This window comes from Paenibacillus sp. RC67 (assembly GCF_030020805.1).
In the GTDB taxonomy this organism is placed as follows: Bacteria; Bacillota; Bacilli; order Paenibacillales; family NBRC-103111; genus Paenibacillus_S.
In genome coordinates this window covers 5,743,746-5,763,185 of record NZ_CP125098.1, presented here as the reverse complement: position 1 = coordinate 5,763,185, position 19,440 = coordinate 5,743,746, and the positions used below count along the sequence as shown (strand labels likewise).

General features: G+C 44.3%; 18 protein-coding genes and 1 pseudogene. 12 read left to right on the top strand and 7 right to left on the bottom strand.

Annotated features, from left to right (window positions below):
* Positions 1 to 41: 41 nt before the first annotated feature.
* The gene (locus tag QMA13_RS26130; RefSeq protein WP_282936635.1) at positions 42 to 2,744 is read right to left on the bottom strand and encodes an MGH1-like glycoside hydrolase domain-containing protein; all 2,703 of its coding nucleotides are present in this window, start codon (positions 2,742 to 2,744) and stop codon (positions 42 to 44) included.
* A gap of 142 nt (positions 2,745 to 2,886) precedes the next feature.
* On the opposite strand from QMA13_RS26130, the gene QMA13_RS26125 reads away from it, so the two are divergent.
* Positions 2,887 to 3,780: a helix-turn-helix transcriptional regulator gene (locus QMA13_RS26125; protein WP_282936634.1), complete on the top strand. Its 894-nt coding sequence runs from the start codon at positions 2,887 to 2,889 to the stop codon at positions 3,778 to 3,780.
* 324 nt (positions 3,781 to 4,104) lie between these two features.
* Positions 4,105 to 4,455: a hypothetical protein gene (locus QMA13_RS26120; RefSeq protein WP_282936633.1), complete on the top strand. Its 351-nt coding sequence runs from the start codon at positions 4,105 to 4,107 to the stop codon at positions 4,453 to 4,455.
* Between the two features lie 457 nt (positions 4,456 to 4,912).
* Here QMA13_RS26120 and QMA13_RS26115 read toward each other — a convergent pair.
* A pseudogene (locus tag QMA13_RS26115) lies at positions 4,913 to 6,176 on the bottom strand (IS110 family RNA-guided transposase).
* 446 nt (positions 6,177 to 6,622) lie between these two features.
* Complete coding sequence (locus QMA13_RS26110) at positions 6,623 to 8,338, bottom strand: TIM-barrel domain-containing protein (RefSeq protein ID WP_282936632.1); 1,716 nt, start codon at positions 8,336 to 8,338, stop codon at positions 6,623 to 6,625.
* On the opposite strand from QMA13_RS26110, the gene QMA13_RS26105 reads away from it, so the two are divergent.
* Complete coding sequence (locus tag QMA13_RS26105) at positions 8,318 to 8,656, top strand: hypothetical protein (RefSeq protein WP_282936631.1); 339 nt, start codon at positions 8,318 to 8,320, stop codon at positions 8,654 to 8,656. The genes QMA13_RS26110 and QMA13_RS26105 overlap by 21 nt on opposite strands.
* A gap of 358 nt (positions 8,657 to 9,014) precedes the next feature.
* Entirely contained in the window at positions 9,015 to 9,815 is an 801-nt protein-coding gene (locus QMA13_RS26100) for an AraC family transcriptional regulator (RefSeq protein WP_282936630.1), read from the top strand.
* Positions 9,816 to 9,823: 8 nt separating this feature from the next.
* On the opposite strand, the gene QMA13_RS26095 is transcribed toward QMA13_RS26100, so the two are convergent.
* The gene (locus QMA13_RS26095; RefSeq protein ID WP_282936629.1) at positions 9,824 to 11,113 is read right to left on the bottom strand and encodes an ABC transporter substrate-binding protein; all 1,290 of its coding nucleotides are present in this window, start codon (positions 11,111 to 11,113) and stop codon (positions 9,824 to 9,826) included.
* 917 nt (positions 11,114 to 12,030) lie between these two features.
* Here QMA13_RS26095 and QMA13_RS26090 point away from each other — a divergent pair.
* The 5 genes from QMA13_RS26090 to QMA13_RS26070 all read left to right on the top strand — a co-directional run bounded on the left by QMA13_RS26090 (position 12,031) and on the right by QMA13_RS26070 (position 15,037).
* Positions 12,031 to 12,849, top strand: coding sequence for a GNAT family N-acetyltransferase (locus QMA13_RS26090; RefSeq protein ID WP_282936628.1), 819 nt, complete (start codon positions 12,031 to 12,033; stop codon positions 12,847 to 12,849).
* 310 nt (positions 12,850 to 13,159) lie between these two features.
* Positions 13,160 to 13,498: an HAD family hydrolase gene (locus QMA13_RS26085; protein ID WP_282936627.1), complete on the top strand. Its 339-nt coding sequence runs from the start codon at positions 13,160 to 13,162 to the stop codon at positions 13,496 to 13,498.
* Entirely contained in the window at positions 13,384 to 13,812 is a 429-nt protein-coding gene (locus tag QMA13_RS26080) for an HAD family hydrolase (protein ID WP_282936626.1), read from the top strand. The genes QMA13_RS26085 and QMA13_RS26080 overlap by 115 nt, the downstream gene beginning before the upstream one ends.
* Before the next feature lie 182 nt (positions 13,813 to 13,994).
* Complete coding sequence (locus QMA13_RS26075) at positions 13,995 to 14,459, top strand: NUDIX hydrolase (RefSeq protein ID WP_349254172.1); 465 nt, start codon at positions 13,995 to 13,997, stop codon at positions 14,457 to 14,459.
* Between the two features lie 185 nt (positions 14,460 to 14,644).
* A complete protein-coding gene (locus QMA13_RS26070; protein WP_282936625.1) occupies positions 14,645 to 15,037 on the top strand; it encodes a VOC family protein in 393 nt (130 codons plus the stop codon).
* A gap of 332 nt (positions 15,038 to 15,369) precedes the next feature.
* On the opposite strand, the gene QMA13_RS26065 is transcribed toward QMA13_RS26070, so the two are convergent.
* The gene (locus QMA13_RS26065; RefSeq protein WP_076238555.1) at positions 15,370 to 15,630 is read right to left on the bottom strand and encodes a hypothetical protein; all 261 of its coding nucleotides are present in this window, start codon (positions 15,628 to 15,630) and stop codon (positions 15,370 to 15,372) included.
* A 435-nt stretch (positions 15,631 to 16,065) separates the two neighbouring features.
* Between QMA13_RS26065 and QMA13_RS26060 the strand changes: the two genes are divergently transcribed.
* Together QMA13_RS26060 and QMA13_RS26055 are read left to right on the top strand one after the other, a co-directional pair.
* The gene (locus QMA13_RS26060; protein ID WP_282936624.1) at positions 16,066 to 16,548 is read left to right on the top strand and encodes a DUF2975 domain-containing protein; all 483 of its coding nucleotides are present in this window, start codon (positions 16,066 to 16,068) and stop codon (positions 16,546 to 16,548) included.
* Between the two features lie 10 nt (positions 16,549 to 16,558).
* Positions 16,559 to 16,792 (top strand): helix-turn-helix domain-containing protein, encoded by a 234-nt coding sequence (locus tag QMA13_RS26055; RefSeq protein WP_282936623.1) that lies wholly within the window; start codon positions 16,559 to 16,561, stop codon positions 16,790 to 16,792.
* A 136-nt stretch (positions 16,793 to 16,928) separates the two neighbouring features.
* Here QMA13_RS26055 and QMA13_RS26050 read toward each other — a convergent pair whose 3' ends face one another.
* Positions 16,929 to 17,252 carry a transposase gene (locus QMA13_RS26050; RefSeq protein WP_282936622.1) on the bottom strand — a complete coding sequence of 108 codons (324 nt, stop codon included), beginning with the start codon at positions 17,250 to 17,252 and terminating at the stop codon, positions 16,929 to 16,931.
* A gap of 516 nt (positions 17,253 to 17,768) precedes the next feature.
* On the opposite strand from QMA13_RS26050, the gene QMA13_RS26045 reads away from it, so the two are divergent.
* Positions 17,769 to 18,170, top strand: a complete 402-nt coding sequence (locus tag QMA13_RS26045) for a VOC family protein (RefSeq protein WP_282936621.1) — start codon at positions 17,769 to 17,771, stop codon at positions 18,168 to 18,170.
* A gap of 230 nt (positions 18,171 to 18,400) precedes the next feature.
* Here QMA13_RS26045 and QMA13_RS26040 read toward each other — a convergent pair whose 3' ends face one another.
* Positions 18,401 to 19,297 (bottom strand): AraC family transcriptional regulator, encoded by an 897-nt coding sequence (locus QMA13_RS26040; protein WP_282936620.1) that lies wholly within the window; start codon positions 19,295 to 19,297, stop codon positions 18,401 to 18,403.
* Positions 19,298 to 19,440 lie beyond the last annotated feature (143 nt).

Here is a 19,440-nt window from a genome sequence, read left to right as displayed (position 1 = left end):
AACCCGCCACAGATAGGCGGGTTCTGTTGCGTAAAAATCTTTTAACACGCCCGAATCCGCACAGCGGCCTGTGGCATGCAATCGGTAATACACATTTCTACACCACCACAGTTGTTAATCGTCCAGTGTACGGTACACCCTGTTCCCTCAACTTCATAGAGCACGCCTTCTGCCATGTTGACCAAGATGTTGAAGGCTTGTTCAGCTTCACTGGCATAGTGAAATTCCGCCTGATACGCCGTATAGCTTTCGTTAAAAGACTGCTGCAGCATCCAAACATTAAAACCAGTGGAAACTTTGCCAAGTTGGTAATAAGCAGCAAACCAATTGATGACCGGAGCCGACAAACCGCCAAAATGATGCCATCCTGCGCCTCGACCTGTTTGCACGATAAAGTGCTCATAACAGTTGTAGGTGGCCTCGGTCTCACGCTTCCATAAGTCTAAAGCGGTTTCCGCGATGCGGAAAGCAAGATCGGAGTAACCCAAATCGAGCATGGTTTTCCAGAAAAACCATTGATGTGGCATCCAAACCGCACCGTTCCAATAGCCATCCGCCCGATAATAAGGCGCGCTTTGGTCAACGGTGGACAGGCCGATTGGCGTCCATAAATGTTTTTCGTCAAACAGCACGGTAATTAGGCGATCCGCACGCGATTTGGTACAGATGCCGGCTACTAGCGGGTAAAGCCCATCCATCCCCATGTTGTAATTGGCCCCGGAGCTGTGCCGTAGAGGGCCTTCTGGCTCACCCTGCTCGCTATGCACTACATAGCCGTAATAACCGGCTTCTTCATCCCACGCATGCTTCTCTAAAGCATGACTCCATCGTTCTATATCCTGCTCGTATTCCCTAATGTCTTCCTGCCAATTCTCCGACATTGCGGCAGCCATTTTCAGGATTTTAGCAATACGAATGGCCTGGCTCGTTGTCACAATAGGGGCAACTGTTGCTTCGAGCGTTTGCGCATGTACATATTTTTGCGGCGGATAGTCGTCCCACCCACCGGAATTATAGAAGTAATCCCATGTCTTAAGTAGTCCGGAGCGCAGTATGCCAGTAGTAGACCCGCTAATTTTCCCGGCTAGGAACAAGTAATATTGACGTAATCGCGGATAAAAATGATTCAAGAAGGCGAGAGACTGCCCTTGGTTCCAAAGCTCAAGAAAAACATAATGCTGCACGGGCACCGGGCTGCCATGATGAATGAAGGCAGCCTGGCGGTCTCCAGGTTCTGTCATATACGCGTTCAAGCAATCTATTGAACGCCCTGCATCCAAATCGGAGAACCCGAGTGCGATAAACCCTGAATCCCATGTATATAGGGAATCCCACCAGCGCCCTGGCGTACTGTGGCGAATATACTTGCGTTTGGTGTAGACAGGGAAGACTGTATTGGTTAGTAGCGTAGCTCGCATAAGCTGCTGGCTAAACGCATAGGTGCCACCGGTAGCATAGGAGGGAGGCGGAATTAACTTTGCACGTTCAGATTTATAAATAGCTTCGCATTTGTCGTAATCTAGCGAAACCGCTGTTAGGGAGGCAAGCACTTCTTCGTACGTCCCAGAGCAGACCATGCCATGAAGGATCTTCGATGAAGCTGGTACGACATGAATGGGACGCATGAACACATTAGTAAAGTGACCCTTTCCATTACCCTGCAAGACGGTATCAACATGATTATGCACCGTATGACGGGCATACCGATCCAGTTCGTCGTTTTTGTATTGTCGTATCTCTACATTGGGGTAGTTCCACAAAAGGCCGTAATGATACGGGCAATCTTTATATCGGAGGATCATGCTGCCAGGAACAGGCCCTTCCAGTAATTCAGGCTCGATGTGCCAGGGCCGGTCGACAAAGAAAACCTCCTCGATAGCGTTATGCTCGAGTAGGGTAAATCCGTCCAGCACCAAGGGGCCAGAACCGCAAGCATATAAGGAGAGCGTGAAGTCTCCTGCTGCAAGCGTTCCGATCGGTAGACGGGCAACCCTGAGGGAGTTGGAAGTCTCTACATCGAATCGGTATGTCTGATGTCCAATTTGAAGCTCAAGCTCCCCGCTTTTCTCCGTTTGGTAACGCAGTAAAAACACGCCGTTTTTTAAAGGCTCTGCGAGGTTTATCTCATAACGCAGCAAGTCCCCTTGGTCGACACCGAAGTTGCATCCTATTGCGGACCCCCCCGTAAAATGCTGGCCTCGAATTTCACCCCTAAGAAAACCGTCATAGACCAAGCCGTCCGACGGTCGTGGGCGTGCGAAATTCAATTCGCTATAATCTAGCGCATCAACCCACACAGCGCCCTCGGGCATCTGCGCATCTGCACATACCTGTACGTCGCCGTGCCCGAGAAGGCGAGGCGGCTGAAGCGAAGCCATCCAGTGCAGTACCAAGTTTTGCGGATGCTCGGATTGGTTCATGAAGGATACTCGAATTAGACGGCACTGATCGGAGATACGGCTGAAGGAAATGTCAGTATAGACTCGATCTTTCCATTCAAGCTCATGGCGGTGGGAGAAGAAGCTGTAATCCGCCGTTGCCTCCCATGGATGATAGCCAGATTCCCACAGCACATTGGGAATATCCATTTTTCTCCTGTAGAAGCCAGGCATTAAACTAAGATCAAAACGCAAACCTCGCGCTTGATCGCTGATATGAGAGATACCCATGTATTGTTTGGTAAAAGGTCCCCAAGCAGGCAGTCTAAGATCATGGTCATCGGGGAGTGTCTCGATCTCATGCATTGTCTATCGCTCCTTCGAAATGTAGTCTCTCTTTATTTTAAAAGAGTACATACCAAAATGCCTCTTGATATAAGCTTCAATTATCTTGAAAACGGACATTCATGATATGATGGGAATAACAATTAAATGCAGGAGGATCCCCGTGCCAGTGAATCTGACAACTTACGATAAAGAACATGTGGATTATGAAGATCCAAATTTCCGGATTAAAATATGGACCATACATTATCCTAGCCAACCATCCGATCAATATGGGCCCTGGCACTATCATGAAGAGGTGGAGTTGATCGCTGTGCTGCAAGGTACCCTGACGATGGAAACAACACATATTAGCTATAATCTGCAAGCTGGTAATGTGGTGATGTTGGGCTCCAATGAACTGCACAGATCCCATAAACATGGACATGACGATCTGCTGTATATCGTCTGCCATGTTGATATGGCAGCTTTTATGGATCCATCCTTGCTTCCGTATCTCGCCGCATTTACCGGCCGCTCGGCCAATTTAACACAGTTTAATGAAACGCTGCGTAAATATCCGACAAGCATACAGGTCATTCACCAACTTATCCATCAGATGCTGCTGGATATGACGATACAACAGCGGGGCTACGAGCTCTCAATAAATGCTAGCTTGAAAAAGCTCATGTACACGTTAATTCAGATTGATGATGCCCACATCATAAAACCGATGGATCCACAGCTAGCGGAGAAATTGCGTCCTGCACTTGTCTATATCGAACAACAGTTGGATATTTCTTTCCAAATTGCGGATGTAAGCAACAAGCTGAACTATAATAGCAGCTATTTTGCCAAGCTGTTCAAAAAAGGAATGGGCATGACGTTTACGTCCTACGTCCAGATGCGCCGAATGAAACGAGCAGAGCAGCTCTTGCTAACAGAGGCGTGGTCTGTAACTGAAATTAGCGGCAAAGTAGGGTTTACCAGTCCAGCCCAGTTTTATCAATTATTTAAAAGGCATTTCGGCTGCTCGCCGAGGCAGTTTGTTGAGAAACGAACCCACCCTAAACTTTAAAGGGCCTCATCCGAAGAACTTAAACTCGCTGACGTTTTCGATATTCGGACGGGGTTAGCGATAATTATTTAGAAGCATTTGATTACGATAAGAAGAACTATAAAGAATATGATCGGAAAGAACATTGTTAGATAAATCAGAGAAGCATGGTACCTCACCTAACACCATATTCACGCTGCGGACCCTGGCGGGTCCTTGATCTGCCCGAGGTTTTTCAAGGAGCCTAGTCAGGCAGATAAAGCCTCTCGGGCTCGTGAATACAAGAAGTACCATGGATCTGATAAAGAAATAAAAACTATTAAATCTAGGAAGAGGGTTATTACTATGAAGTTACAAGAATTATTTAAAGAAAAGCCAACTAAACTATGGAACGAAAGAATGATTGAATTTGGTGATGATCTATTCACACCAGAGCGATTAGATTTTTGTGATAAGGTAATTGATAATTACTTAAATCAATTGATCTCAATACAGGAAAGTGAAGATCAGGAGAAGATAATGAAATTAGTTGAAGAGATAGTAGTAGCTTTTAATGAGTTGAATGAGGAGAATGATTATTTTATCGAGACAATGGAACGAGAAGAATTAGCGGAATTCATAGAAAAAGCAGCAATTCTAGCTGGATTAGAAGTAGAAGAAGGTCAAGACATAACAGAAGAATGGAGAGAATGGTAAGAGCAATTTATAGAGATGTCAGGATGTCATGGCACTTCATATAACACCGAAATCACACTTCGGTCCATTCGGAAAAGTTCATTACGCTCCCTCGAAATGATTTAGTTTCCTCACTAAGACTCATGTATTCGCAGGATATCACCCTTAGTAAATGCGAGCAAAAAGAGCATACGTAGGAGCCGATAGCTGAGGATCGTAGAAATCGCATGTGGGAACAAAGGTGTGGTGTCAAACACCCATATCATTCCATATTATGCACGTCTCCACGTAGCCCTAGTGATTCTCGCTCCCATGTCTCAACGGGTCTAAGCCCTTTCATTCCTTCGTCACATCTAACTAAGGGGGGGAGGTCGGTCTTTCTAACGGAACGGGTCCGAGCCCTTTTGCGTAACGTCTCCCGATACTCCGTGCTTCTTATCATCCTGCGAATGCATGAGCCGGTGAGGATAGATTATTGTTAGGCTGCTTGCGGGAAGACCTTGGCCGAGTCGTAAACTTCGCCGCTCTTGGCTAGTCCAACAAGCATGCGGGCGACTTTACCACACAGTTTCATGATGGACTTCATCCTCTTTAACTTCTTTCCTTCAACATTATGGTGGTGCAAAGCCCTAACATCCGGATTAGTCATAACCATACACATTGTCATGAGATAGAGAAAATGACGCAGGCGAGGACATCCCCGTTTGCTGAGCGCCATTGTTCCACGCCACTTCCCAGAACTGGCCTCAGCTAGATTCAATCCAGCATGGCGAAGCAACGCATTTCCGTGCGTATATCCACTTAGATCACCAGCTTCACCAAGTATACCAGCAAGACTCGTGGCGTTAACGCCGCGTATTTCAAGCAGCCTCTGAGCATAAGGAATACGTTCAAGAATGAGATGGACCTCATGCTCAATCTGCTCAAGCCGGCTCTGGGCCAGGTCATATTCTTGGAGCAATTGCCATAAGTGAAGCTTGTAAACGTGAAGCGCCTGTGTAGTACCAACACTCGATTTTGCTAGTGAAATGAGCAAATTAGCGCGCTTAATGCCAGAATGACGCTTCACAAATTGCTTCCAACCCTCGAGGATCTGCCCCGTGTTTAATTGACTAATTTCTCTTGGTAAAGGGAAGAGCCGTAATGTTGCGATTGCACTGGTGCATGTAAGGATTTTAAAGACCTGACGCAACTCAGGGAATACAATGTCTACCCAGCGATGAATCTGATTCACGGCACTATTGAGGCGTTTGGTGACCGTTTCACGGTTCGCCATGAGAATACGTAGTTCGTCATAAGTCTCTGAATGAAAACGAACTGGAGAGTAATACCCGTTTTTGATCATATCTGCAATGACAAGCGCGTCTTTACGATCACTTTTGGAAGGTGTATTATCTCGGTTTTCTTTGTTCTTTTTAACAAGATGAGGATTAACCAGAACAGCTTCAATACCTTGGTCAACAAGCCAGCGTGCAAGGCTGAACCAGTAGTGACCGGTTGGTTCCATGCCAACCATGACGGCTCAGATTGTAGGTTTTGAGGAGATCTTGGATCCAGCGCTCGAATAGCCTGAACCCCTCACGATGATTACCGAACTCGAGGGGAGTTCCCAGAGCTATCCCTCGAAAGCTGACAGCGCGTGCGACATGGGCTTCTTGGGCCATGTCTACACCAACGACCAGATGATGAACGGTAATGTTTTCTATGAGTTGATTTTGTTTGTCCTGTGCCTTAAACTTCATGATAGAGCGACCTCCTAGATGGGCTTTTTGAGGCTTTTGACCTCGTGCGTAACCCCATCGTAACGAGGCGCTCGTTTTTGTTCAAACACCAAATTTTTCGTTTTACAGGAATTCTAACGGGAAACGATAACATAATAATCAAGGAGCAGTTCACAACAGCCGATTATTGAAGATACCGTATATCTGCATCGCTATCAACATACCTATGCGTTCCAACTCCTTGATAACGGTGCCCCTCTAAATTTCACCCAAGTATGCTAGGTCAATCAACCACGCAATTCTACGTACAGCTCCGCAACGAGCGCCGTAGAGAACTTTATCGACGATTTTTTTACCACTTATTAGAGGCGAAATCCCCTTTAAAATTCCGCCTCTATTCAACTATTCTAGGGTATCTGGAACGATTTTGAGCCTATTTCAGTCTGACTTTCTATCGTATAGCGAATTTAAGCCCCGCCAATTAGCCGGTAGTTAACCCCCTCAAGGATTGGGAACCGGAACGCGCCGGTGATCGGCATGAAATCGAAGTCGGTCCTCAAGCCGGACCCAGCCTCAATAACTTCAAGCGTCTCTGGATTCCAGCCTTTATTGTCATTCCTAATCAGGGAGGTTCGTTCGCCGTCGGGATAGTGAAAAAGATAGACAGACCCGTTCCCAGCTACCGGATATACCTCTGCATAGAGCCGTTCGTCCGATAAGTCTCGGACGACGAGCACGCCCTTCCCCCCGATCCACACCGGAAGCTTATCCAGCGGCAGAGCGTATCCGGGCAGCACGACAGGACCTTCGTACACTTGCCCAGTCTCATAATCGATCCAGGTGCCACTGGGCAAATACACATCCCGCGACGTAACCTCAGCATAATCGCTCCCGTAAGCCGGTGTTGCCAATAGGGAAGGGCCGAGCATCCATTCGTATTGCTTCGTCCTTTTATTAGCCAAGGCATACGTATCCCTTTCCTGTGGGTAGGCAATTGGCAGAGGCGTCATCGTGTGCGGGTAGCCGGTGGCATAGCTCTCTTGCGCTGCGCTGTACAAATAAGGCACCAAAGAGGAATGGAAGTCAGACGCCTTCTTCACCACTGCTTCATAGGCCTCATCGTTCAGATTCCAAGGACCAAGCCCTACGGACATCGCCGGGAATACGGCTGCGAACATCGCATTCCGGACAAAATACAGCTTCTGATCCTCCGTCAGCGGAGCGTTCATGTATTTGCCTGCCACAATATCCGGATAGACGTTCGGGGCTCCGCTCGCTGCGTAATTCAAGCCGTTCAGGGCCGGACGGTCCTGATCGAAGCCGTACATCGTGTCCTCCAGGCGCAGAATGTCGCCGGGCACGGAATAAGCGCTGTTGCGAACCATTGTGAGATAGCCGGCCCCCATCTTTTTCACATTCGTTCCGTTGCACTTGGCATCGTTGCGAAGGACGAGCCCGTCCTTCAGCATTGTATCCTCTTTGAAGCCGTCCGCCTCCCACAATCCGGCCAGAGCCAAGTACCATGCCACCGCCTCAGGCTTGCGGACGTCGAGCAGATAGACCGCGCCTTTAGGAAATACAACCCGGAAGGTCAACGGCTTCCCTTCGGCATCGGAGACGAAATAGCCTCGTTCCAAGCCTTCCAGCACATAAGGGCCGTCATGCTCAGGCTCATAATGTCCGCCTTGCTCGCGTAGCGCCTTGAAGCTGATGCGCAGCCCCAGGATGAGCTTCAGTCCATGTGAGCGGAACCACGCCTTCAGCGCCTTCTGGTCCGGGTACCTGGGATTCGGGAGGCCGTCGGTCCGGCCCTCTTGCCGCTGCTCATCCCAGATCCCGAAGCTCGTCGTCGCTCCCTGTTCATTCGCCTTCCGGTCGCCCTTCCAGAAACCCGAGCCGATGACGCTCCAGCGCAGCCGGTAGCCTCGGTCGAGAAAAGCTTGAAGATCGTCCAACACCGATTGCTGGTACGTATTCCATCCCAAAGAGCCGAACGCCTCATACCCAAGCTCGAAGAAGTCGATCTTTGGCTTCGCGTCTGCGTATCCCTCGTGAAGGCGGGCGTGCTTATAATCCCGGTAAATCTCCTGCATCGTGCCGATAAAATAATACAAACCATCCACGTCGCGCACTCCGGCCACACCCAAGGCATTCTCCGTTTCGTGGATTCGGACACGTTTCACACCGTCCTCGAACAGCACCTGCGCGAAGCCGGCTGCCGGGAAGACGGCAAAATTCGAGACGAAGCGCTTGCCGTCGCTAGCATTACAGAAGTTATCGTCAGAAAAGCCGAACAGATCCGCGGTGTCCCCGTAGCCTCCATGGTCGCCAAGACCGAAAACGGGCTGGAGGGGAGCAGTCCTAGCCTCGATGACATACCGGCCTTCGGCCAGCGGAAAGACCTGCAGCTTAACACAGCAAGGGAAGGGCTCTATCCGTACCTCGGCCTGATCGCCGTGACGGTTGCAGATAAGGAGGCACACCTGGGTATCGTCGCTTGATACGTGTGAAGCGATCATCGCGTCATGAAGCCCTTCCCTGTCAGGAGAGGAGAACCGCAGGCCGGAATCTTGGTGTGCAGCTGCGATTATTGATCGTTCAGGACCGTTGAAAGAGAACCGGAAGCCGGTTTTATCGATGTGCATGACATAACTGCTCGTGGTAATGACGAGTTCGTCGGGAGTTTCCTTCAGGGTGAAGCCTGTTACATTAAGCATGATTCTGGGATCCACATCCTTATTGAAATTTATCCTTTGTTTCAATATAGAGGAATTCCTTTCCTTTTAAAATGGACTGTATTAATATATGTTTAATACAATATTTCAATTATCGAGCCGCCTAAGGGAGGGCCTGTCACTCGTGCAATGTTTATGGAATCTGAATCCCCGCATGAGCCAATGCACGTATTGGTTTCAGAAGCAGCAGTTTTCTTATAAAGAAGATATATATGCCGAATGGGTCATATTTGCCGTGGAGGACGGCTCCTTTCACTATGAGATAGGTGATCGGGAAGGCATCGCATCGTTCGGCGACATCGTTATATGCCCGCCTGGCATCCCGTTCTACAGGGATGTCATTACACCGCTGTCGTTCTATTATATTCGATTACAATGGGTCGACGGCGGGGGCAGCCTTGTGCATTCTCATGAATCGATTCCGGTAGGGAAGGTGAAGTTTAAGGATACACGGAGGCTCGCTTCGAATTACTTCCGGATGAAGAGTCTGGCCGGCTCTCCTGATCCTTTCTATTTGAGCTGGATTGCGGTGCACCTGCAAGACATTCTCTATTTGCATTATGCCGAGTCCATTCATTCGGAGCCCAAGGAAGACGTCCGCCGTGATCCCCTCATGGAACGGGCATGCCGTCTGATCGAGCAGAAGGCGTATGAGGCATTCAGTATGAAGGCGCTGTCCGATGAGCTGGGACTAAATCCTGTTCAGTTCACACGCCGGTTCCAAGCTACACAAGGCATGACCCCAACCGATTACCTGACCGGTCTACGGCTGAAAAAGGCATGCACTCTCCTCATTACCGGCGGAGCGACAATTGAAGAGGTGGCACATCAATGCGGCTACGAGAACGGCTATTACTTAAGTCGGCTGTTCTCGAAGAAATTGCAAATGAGCCCTTCGGCGTACCGAAGGACTCATCAGGTGTAAGCTCACGATCATTGGGTGCTGCCCTGGATCATTCTGTTAATCTCTTCATCAAGGCGGGAGAGCGCGGTATTGACATCAATCTTGCCCGTCATGTACTCGGTGAATTTGTCGCGGACCATGCTCTCGGCCTTTGAACGGTACTTGGACGCAACCGGATATTTCACCGGTTTGCTCTTGAAGATGCCCTGCACATTTTTCCCCATCAGCACATCGCGCGACTTACCGAATTCGCTCTTGAACTTGGGATCCTTCAGCGGCGTGACGCGGCCCTTCCGGGCGCTCTCCAGCTGCACCGCATCCGAGACCGCCGTCTGGATAACCTGAAGTGCCTGCTCCTTGTGCTGGCTCGTCTTTGTAATCATCAGCATATTGACACTGGCGTTGCCGTAAATGTTCGGCTTCTCAGGATAGCTCGGATACTGAACCATATCCCAGTTCAAGCCGTTTGCAGCAGCCAGCTCCAGGTCGTTAATGATGCTGAGATCGGTGTACATGGCGAGTGCCTTATCCTTGAGGAAAGAATCCTTCGGGGTCCCCTTTGGCTCGTTCCCGGGGATAGAGTAGAACGACTTCACCATTTCAAATACTTTTTTCCATTGGTCATTATTCATGGTAGCCTTCTCGGTCTTCGGATCGACTACAGCGATGCCAAGCGGCTGGGATACCCAGATGACGCTGTTGCCCGGGTCGAAGCCACGGATCTGCATACCGCCTGAATCCACACCGGTGACCTTTTTGGCGAGCTGCAGCACTTGATCCCAAGTCATACCGTCGTTCGGGTAGGGCACCCCGAATTTATCGAAGATGTCCTTGTTGTAGTAGAGAGCGTGATAATTTAGACTGAGCGGCAGCCCGTAGACTTCGTCATTCGCAGCTCCAATCTTGGAGTCTTCTAGAATGCTGGGGTCGAAGTGCCCTAGGTCAACGTTCATTTGCTTCAATAAGGGTGTCATGTCGTATAAAATGTCGAAGTCCTGATAGGATGCAATTTTACCGTTGTAAGTGAGTACAATGTCCGGAGGTTGGCCGGCTATGATAAGCTCAGGCAGCGTAGTCCCCTTCACCGATTTGATGAACTCTACCGTGATGTTCGGATGATCCTTTTTCAATTGCTCTTGAATCTGTGTCATTAAATCTTCGTCAAGCGTTGTGTCCATGCTGATCTTGATCGTGACCTGTTCCGAGCTGGGAGACGTGGTGCTGGCCATGTTCCCCGGTTTCGGCTTCTCGCTGGAACATCCTGCAATCATGATAGCGCTTACGATAGTGGCGATAAAAAATGATTTACACGGTTTCATAATAAGACCCCTCCGTTACATTTCATTAAGCATACTCTCTATTTCAATGTACACCATCCCAAATTACTTTAAAATGCACAATTTTAGCACTTGCCTTGCACATTGTTTCATGAGGTATAACAGGTTCAGATAATCAACAGGTAGCCAGAATACATCTATGGAAAGGAAGAGTTCGATACTGTGAATCAGGAAGACATAGATTCATTGATGACTGGGTAAATAAAGAAATTCATTTTTAGAACTTTTTCGACGTTCTTTAAGACCTATCGCAGGTCTGTACTATAAAAGTAACGGTTCCGATAGCCGATGGAACCGATCCATCGCTTGTTTTAGTTTGTTTGCACATTGTCAACAAACAGTGCCGAATTAAATATTACATGGAAATGATGTAAACATATTAGAGGGGGGATCATGAAACACATTCTTTTTAGCGCGATAACCCTTATTTTCATCGTTTCAGGAATTTTATTTTCACCATGGGTAACTGTAAGCTTCGCGGAATATCGAGCTGTTAACACGTTTGAGGGACAATGGAAAAATGCATAGGATGGATGTGGTTTCAACTGCAAAGATTGTGGTGTCAAAACCTCAAAAAAGTTTTGTTTGGCCGTAAGGTAGTTATAGAGTATGCATGTGGTTTGTTACATTCTGATTCACCTGAATATCATAAGCGGAAAGAGTTGCTTGTATCTTTTTTAGGGACAGTTCATTGAACTAACGGGTTCGAAAGCGTAATAACTAGGAAGCAGATCGCTGCGCGACAGTTCCTCCCCGTTTTCATTAAAATAACAGGCAGGATAGATTAATATATATTTTCTTTCCCTTCAAATAGTATTGAATTTAGTGGTACTTTAATAGGGGGGAACTTTCCCTAGAAAAATGTGTATAGGAGCTACAAATGTTATCAAAGGAGAAAAATGTTAACGATACAACAAATAAAAGATATTGAAAAATTGCAAAAAGAGTGTGAAATTCATGATCATTTACAACTGAAGCTTAACTGGGAAATGCTTAGAGAACGCGAATCTGATCAGCTAGATTTTTTTCATTATGAAAATGGCGAACTTGTAGCGTTTTTAGGTTTGTATGCATTTGGTTCTACAGTCGAAGTTTGCGGAATGGTGAAACCAAGTGAACGACGAAATGGGCATTTCCATCGATTGTTCCAACAAGGAATGGCAAAAGTCAAACAAACCGGGTACAAGAAAATCTTGTTGAACGCGCCTGCAGGATCAGATGCGGCAAAAGCTTTTTTGAGTAAACAAGGTGCTGAGTATGCATTCTCAGAGCATCAAATGGAGTGGCAAGAAAAGGCACTTGAAGAAACGGACGGTATTTTTCTGAGGCAAGCAACATTAGATGATTACGAAATGCGCGTACGATTATCCGTTACGGCGTTCGGTTTGGACGAAGAAGACGCCAGAGCGAGAGAAAGCAAGATCTTCGCGGATAACACTGATATGCTCATGATTGACGTGAGCGAAGGAACGGTAGGGAAAATTCGAGTGAGCCGAGAAGAGGGGCAAGCGTGGATTTATGGATTTTCCATTTTGCCAGAATATCAAGGCAAAGGAATAGGCAGAAAAGTGTTGCGCCGAATCATTAAAGAGCAAAGATCGGCGGGATATTCGGTACACTTAGAAGTCGAAACGAAAAACGACCACGCTCTAGGGTTATATGAATCGGTTGGATTTAAAACAATGCATTCTCAAGATTATTATAGGTGGATGAACTAATCGTATATCGTCGCAGATTTATGCTAAAACGATAGCTGATAAATGAATACCTCTGGTAAAATTCTTCTTGTTGGTATCCCACTTTTACTACTCTGGGGATATTACAAAGTTCCTCTTAGTGATGTTCGATTGCGTTAAAGGGTACGTTAGCGCAATAACCAGGAGCAACTCGCCACGCGGCAATTGCTCCCTGGTTTCGTTAAAGTAACGGGCAGATTTGCGCAACCAATGGCAGTTTATTAAACAGATATTGTGGTTGTTTAGAATAAAGGATATCATTGGAAATAGCAGAGCGGAGTTATGATGAGAAATGGAGATGAGAAGCTATACCGGTGTTTTATTTGACTTGGATGGGACCTTAATAAACAGCGAAGGGCTTGGAACGGAAGCGTATAATTATGGGATTCGAAAAATTTTGAATCGAGACTTGGATGAACACGAAAAACAATACTTACTTGGAAAACCATTTAAGGCTTTAAAAGAGCTCTTTCCTTTCTTATCATTGTTAGAAATCGAAAGAATCATAGAGGAGCATTGGGATACTATAAAAAATACAATCATAATATTAAAGAATATAGTGGTATTCGTGAAATGCTTCAGAGTCTTAAAGGAAATGGATTTAAATTGGGTATTGTTACGGCGAAATTAAAGCAAAATGCAGAAAAAGAATTACAAAATACCGGACTAATGTCTTTCTTTGAGGTAATTTTGGCTAAAGAAGATTGCCTTGATTTTAAACCAAGTCCAATTCCTTTACTACAGCTGGCAGAAAAACTTAATTTGAAACCAAGTGATTGTTTTTATGTTGGTGACCAACCGACTGATATACAGGCAACCCACGCTGCAAATATGACTAGCATTGCCGCTCTATGGGGTGAAGGCAAGAAAGAAAGGCTATTTCCATTAAATCCAACATACTTATTCGATTCACCAAGTCAGATAGTCACATTATTATTAAACTAAAGGGTACGATAGTGCAAATATCAGGGAGCAGATCGCCGCGGCAGCTGCTCCCTATTCCCGTTGAGGTAACTGGCAATTTTCTTTAATAACAAAAATCCATAAGACTCTAATAATAATCCATTTATATCCAGACATTCGAGCGATAAACTGTAAACAGAAAATTCGTGGAGAGAGGTTGGGATTTGGCAGATTACATTAAAGAACTACGTACTTTGGTTGGAAATACGAAAGTAATAATGGTAGTGGCAGGTGCATTTGTATTCAATGAAAGTCAACATTTACTGCTGCATCGTCGTTCAGATAACGGTTATTGGGGATTACCTGGTGGATTCATGGAATTAGGAGAGCAAATAGAAGATACTGCACGTAGAGAAGTTTTTGAGGAAACAGGATTACAACTAGGTAGTATGGATTTGTTTGGTATCTATTCAAATACTGAGAAAATTTTTATAAATGGTGACCAAGTCTCTATGGTACAAATTATGTTTACTTGTAAAGATTATAAAGGTGAGTTACATCAGTATAATAATGAATCGTTGGAAATTATGTTTTTCCCACTTAATTCATTACCTGAGAATCTTTTTCCCGATCATGCAATTTTCTTTGATGATTTATATTCTGGAAAGAAGCCTCCCTTTATTAAATAAGACTCCACTAACGGGTAACGATAGCTCAACACAAACATCATGAGGTCGCTGCGGGAACAATTGGTGGCCTCATTAAGCTAAAGGGCAGGTTAGTGTGACAATAATGCCGAGTCTTTTAGGGATACATAATTACCATTACATCAATGCAAATACGTATTGAAAGATACGGGAGGTATGAGAGATTAATGGGTGTTAAAGATATTGTATTAGGCATTCCAGTGACGAAATCAGGTAATTTTGAAGAATACGAAAAAGCAATTGACTGGTATGTAAATGTGCTGGGATTCAAATTGATATGGAAGATGGGGATTGCAAGTCTTAAGTTGGAAAACGGGCAGGAAATCTTACTTTTCGGAGAAGAAACTGACGAAAACAGCATTTGGTATACAGGTAATATTAAGCTGAACCCACATTATTCGATACAATTTACAACAGAAGACATAGAGCAGTTGCGATCTGAATTAATTGGCAGCGGCGTCACAGTGGGAGAGATTACGATCGGCGGTGGAGGAGATAAGGTTTTGATGTTTTTTGATCCGAACGGAAATCGTTTCTGGGCAATCGAAGAGCCTAAATGAATCCATTTTCGGGTACGATAGTGCAATGGACGTACTTAGGAAGCAATTTCTTCCTTTAGTACGTCTATTTTAAATTTTGCCATGGATCTGTTCTCCCTCATAATTAGTTCTCTAAATCCCAAACACTTAGATGATCCGTTTTTCTTCACAAACACTACATAAGTACAAGCTTTATGCAATAAAACAAGCTCCGTAAATGTCTCCAGAGCTTCTTGATAAATTAAAGCGATTCAGCTACATTTTTTCAACTAACTGGCAGGTAGCGGGGCAAACAAGCTGAACAGACAAGAGGCCCTGCGGAAAAGTACGCTTCTATCATGGATTATAATTAATTAGTAGCATGAAAATGAAATAATTTCTCTTAAATTAACTGTATAAGGATTCCATCTTCCTCCGAAAAATCTATATCCTAAAATCGATGTCCTTCCGACAAAAGTCAGATAGAACCAAAAGCTATCTCCATTATTAAGCCATATAAAAGTGTATTGATCCAAACAACCAGAAATTGTCCCAAGGTCAACAGCATATGGAGACATTTGAGGTACATATGAGGGTGGAGGAGAAGTTGGACCTTGCTGCGGTATAAATCCCATTCGATTTTTTCACTCCTTATTAATTGGGCTTCTAACTCAGTGTATGCCGAGATAATTAATAGGGATTGGATATATGCCCATATCTATCTCGTAAATAAGTATGGAATAGTTCTTGATTCCGACATCCCATCATTTTAGCATTAAAGCCACTTGCTGAAAGTAGCTTTTCTCATAGATAATAATGCAATACGTGAGGTGAATTTCAATGCGGTTCACAGTAGGCGATATATTCGAAATTAAGGTACGACAACGACTGTTGTTGAACTAATGGGCAGTTTTGTTGAATAAGTTGTAAAATTAACATTTAAAAGTAAGAGCATTTCTTTGTAATGAGAAATGCTTTTTATTTTTATCAAAATACGATATTTATTTATTGAAAATCGATAAATTATGTGATAAAGTAAAAACTGACATTAAATAGGTGAGGTGCGCTTTATGAAACGAGGAACAACAATCTTTTTGAAGATGGCTGTTATTCTTATTGGAATCCCAATTCTCGCTTTGTGCATATTTTTAGTGCCTAAGATTGGGAATTTTGCTGGAGAATTGTATCCAGAAATGGCTTATATGAAATCTCTCGTTTTAATCGATATGTACGCAGCAGCGATTCCTTTTTACTTTGCTCTGTATCAAGCTTTTAAACTTTTAAGCTATATTGATAAGAACCAAGCGTTCTCGGCATTATCGGTAAAAGCTTTAAAGAATATAAAATACTGTGCCATCACAATCAGTACCTTGTACCTGCTAGGTATGCCACTCTACTATCTCATGGGGAAGAGAGTTGACCCTCCAAGTTTCATACCAATGGGATTGGTCATTATTTTCGCCTCTATGGTGATTGCTGTTTTTGCTGCTGTTCTCCAAAGGCTTTTACAAGAAGCTATTAATATAAAATCAGAAAATGATTTAACGGTCTGAGGTGGAGCATATGGCAATTATTATTAATATTGATGTGATGTTAGCAAAACGAAAAATGAGCGTAACGGAGCTTTCGGAGAGGGTTGGAATTACTATGGCGAATCTTTCCATTCTGAAAAATGGGAAAGCAAAAGCGGTTCGTTTTTCAACATTAGAAGCGATATGTAAGACTTTGGATTGTCAGCCAGGTGATATTTTGGAGTACAAAAGCGACGAAGACACTCAAGACAACAAATTTATTTAACTAACGGGTCTCTTTAGTTCAACAAATCATGTAGCAGTTTGCCGCAGCAACTGCTCCTTCTGTCGTAAATCTAACGGGGTTTATAAAAGACGTAATACATGAGCCAATCTACGTGTCTGGGTAGCGTTCTTAGTTTTTAAGCTACTAACGGTAGCTGAGCCTTATCTGCAGAAAATTTTTGTCCTTCTTTCGCTATGGCTACAAGCATCCGAGCCAGTTTCCCAATCAGATTCATCATTGACTGCATTTTCGTCATGCGTTTCACTTCTACATTGTGTTTATGAAGGGCTTGGAATGCACGATTATGAGATAAAATGTGAAACACAGTGAAGTACAAGTGCTTACGTAGTAATGAGTTGCCTCGTTTTGTGCGCTTAATTTGCCCCTTGTATTTACCAGAACTACGTTCTGCCAAGTTCAATCCTGCCTTTCGCAATAACTGATTTCCATGAGACAGCATAACTAAGTCCTCACCACACAAGGAGAAAGCAAAAATAAAGCCCATTTCCGTCGTTGAGATGAGTCATTTTTCCGCATATGGGAAAATGGACAAGTTACCAAATTCGATTAGATAATCTTGAACTGCTTGGCTGAGCCTTCTCATGTCACGGGTCTGTGAGCTAGACACATTCAGTCAAAGACTTTTTTTTAATCAATAAACTTTTCGCTTGGTTTAAGTAACGAGCGAGCCTTTATGTTGAATTAATTGCAAGATTATTTGGTTCAGTACGAACAACTGAAGGATGTGGATTTACCTCAAAAAATTTCCTTGGTCGACTGACATATTAGATATGACTAGTATGTGAAATCCCTTATTTAATACAGGTTTTTCAAATTTAAGTCTTGATAAACCGTGAATAGTATTAGACTGGGAACGGAATTAAGCTAACGGGCAGGATTGTGGAATGAAATGGAAGGAGTTGAGTCGATTCTATTGAATTTATGTATTAAATAAATTGTCTCGAGGTGAAAATTTATGCTCACATCACTTGAACATGTTCAAATTCCTGTGCAACAAATGGATCGGGCAATCTCATGGTATACCGAACAGTTGGGGTTTCGATTAAGTAGCCGCGATGGAGACCGCATTGCATTCCTTACATTGCCAGCAGGTCCACTCCTTATGCTATGGCAAACTAACGACGATTTGACGAATGCGCATTATACTGTAAATGGAACAGATTTTCCTGTGTTATTATATCGTACGACCCGGATCCATGAGCTCTATAAAAACTTGACCAGATTAGGTGCTCAAATTCAACTGTATCAAAACGACGGATTCGCATGGGTGCTCAAATTTTATGATACAGAAGGAAATCTTTGGGGAGTTTTGCAATTTAATCAGCCTGATGAGAAGTCTGCAACAGAACATTTTTGATTTGTAAATCGGAGATTAATAGCGTGGGCGATGGAACCGACCCATCGCTTGTTTTTCGTTTTGTTCTCTCGCTCAACTAACAGGTACGATAACTCAATAAAGAATTTGAAGGCAGCCGGCTTCTTGTGATCGGTTGCCTTTTCTCAACTAACGGGCAGATTACGCTAATCGAATAAATTGATTATTTTGAAGCCTGATGAAGGAAAAGAGCAATTCGATGAGGGGATTTTTCAATAAGTAGTCTGCTCATTTCTAATTTTACGGAATTCCTTAGGTGTACTTTTACGATGTTTTTTAAAAGACTGGATAAAATGATTGACATGATTGAAACCAACTCTCCGGGCGATTTCGGTTATCGTATATTCAGTGGATTCTAACAACTCGCAGCTCCTTTTGATACGGTATTTAACCAAGTAGTCATAAGGAGTCATATGAATGCTTTTCTTAAAGCTGCGCGTGCACTCCGAAACGCTCAAATGGGCTGCATCAGCAATTTCTTTCAATGTTATTGGATCTGTATAGTTTTGATGGATAAAGCTAAGCATTACTTGTAACCTCTCTTGTTGGAGTCTGTTGTGTTTGGAGGACTCCTCTGAAGAAAGAGATATATTTGATATTAGAGTCAACCATAACTGAACCGTTTTGATCGAAACCTCGTACTGCCATCCCCAAGCTTTTTTCTTTTCAAATTCCTTTTTCATATCCCAAAGGATATGCAGAACTTGCTTTTGCCACTCCGCATCTCCTTTTATTTCTAGTGACAATAAGAAAGAATTCGTATAAGGAAGTACAAAGCTTTTTTCCATAATACTGTCTGAATAGAAGGCGAGTAGCTTCTCCGGAAAATTAAAACTGACATACTCCCCGTCATGAGTGAGGTGTATAACAATGTGCAGGACACTCTTATTGATAAAGATGGCTTGGCCGGCTTCTAAATAATAATCGATTCCGTTGATTTGTATCGTTAGTTTCCCTTTGGTCACTAAAGTCATTTGTAATTCTTCGTGCCAATGCAGATCGTTAACGCCTCTGCCTTTGGGAATCGACTCATGATTCGTATGCGTGTACATAATGTATGGAAAAGCCTCGTCAGGATACTGAATGGCTTCGTATAATTGTTTTCCCAAGGGACAGACTCCTCCATTCGACGATATTTCAATATAAATGAAAGATATAGTTGCACAAAATAGACGTTGGTGATGATATTATTATATCCATCTCAGGCCTATCCTTACAATTCTGTGCACAGGTAATTGTCTAATGCTTGGAG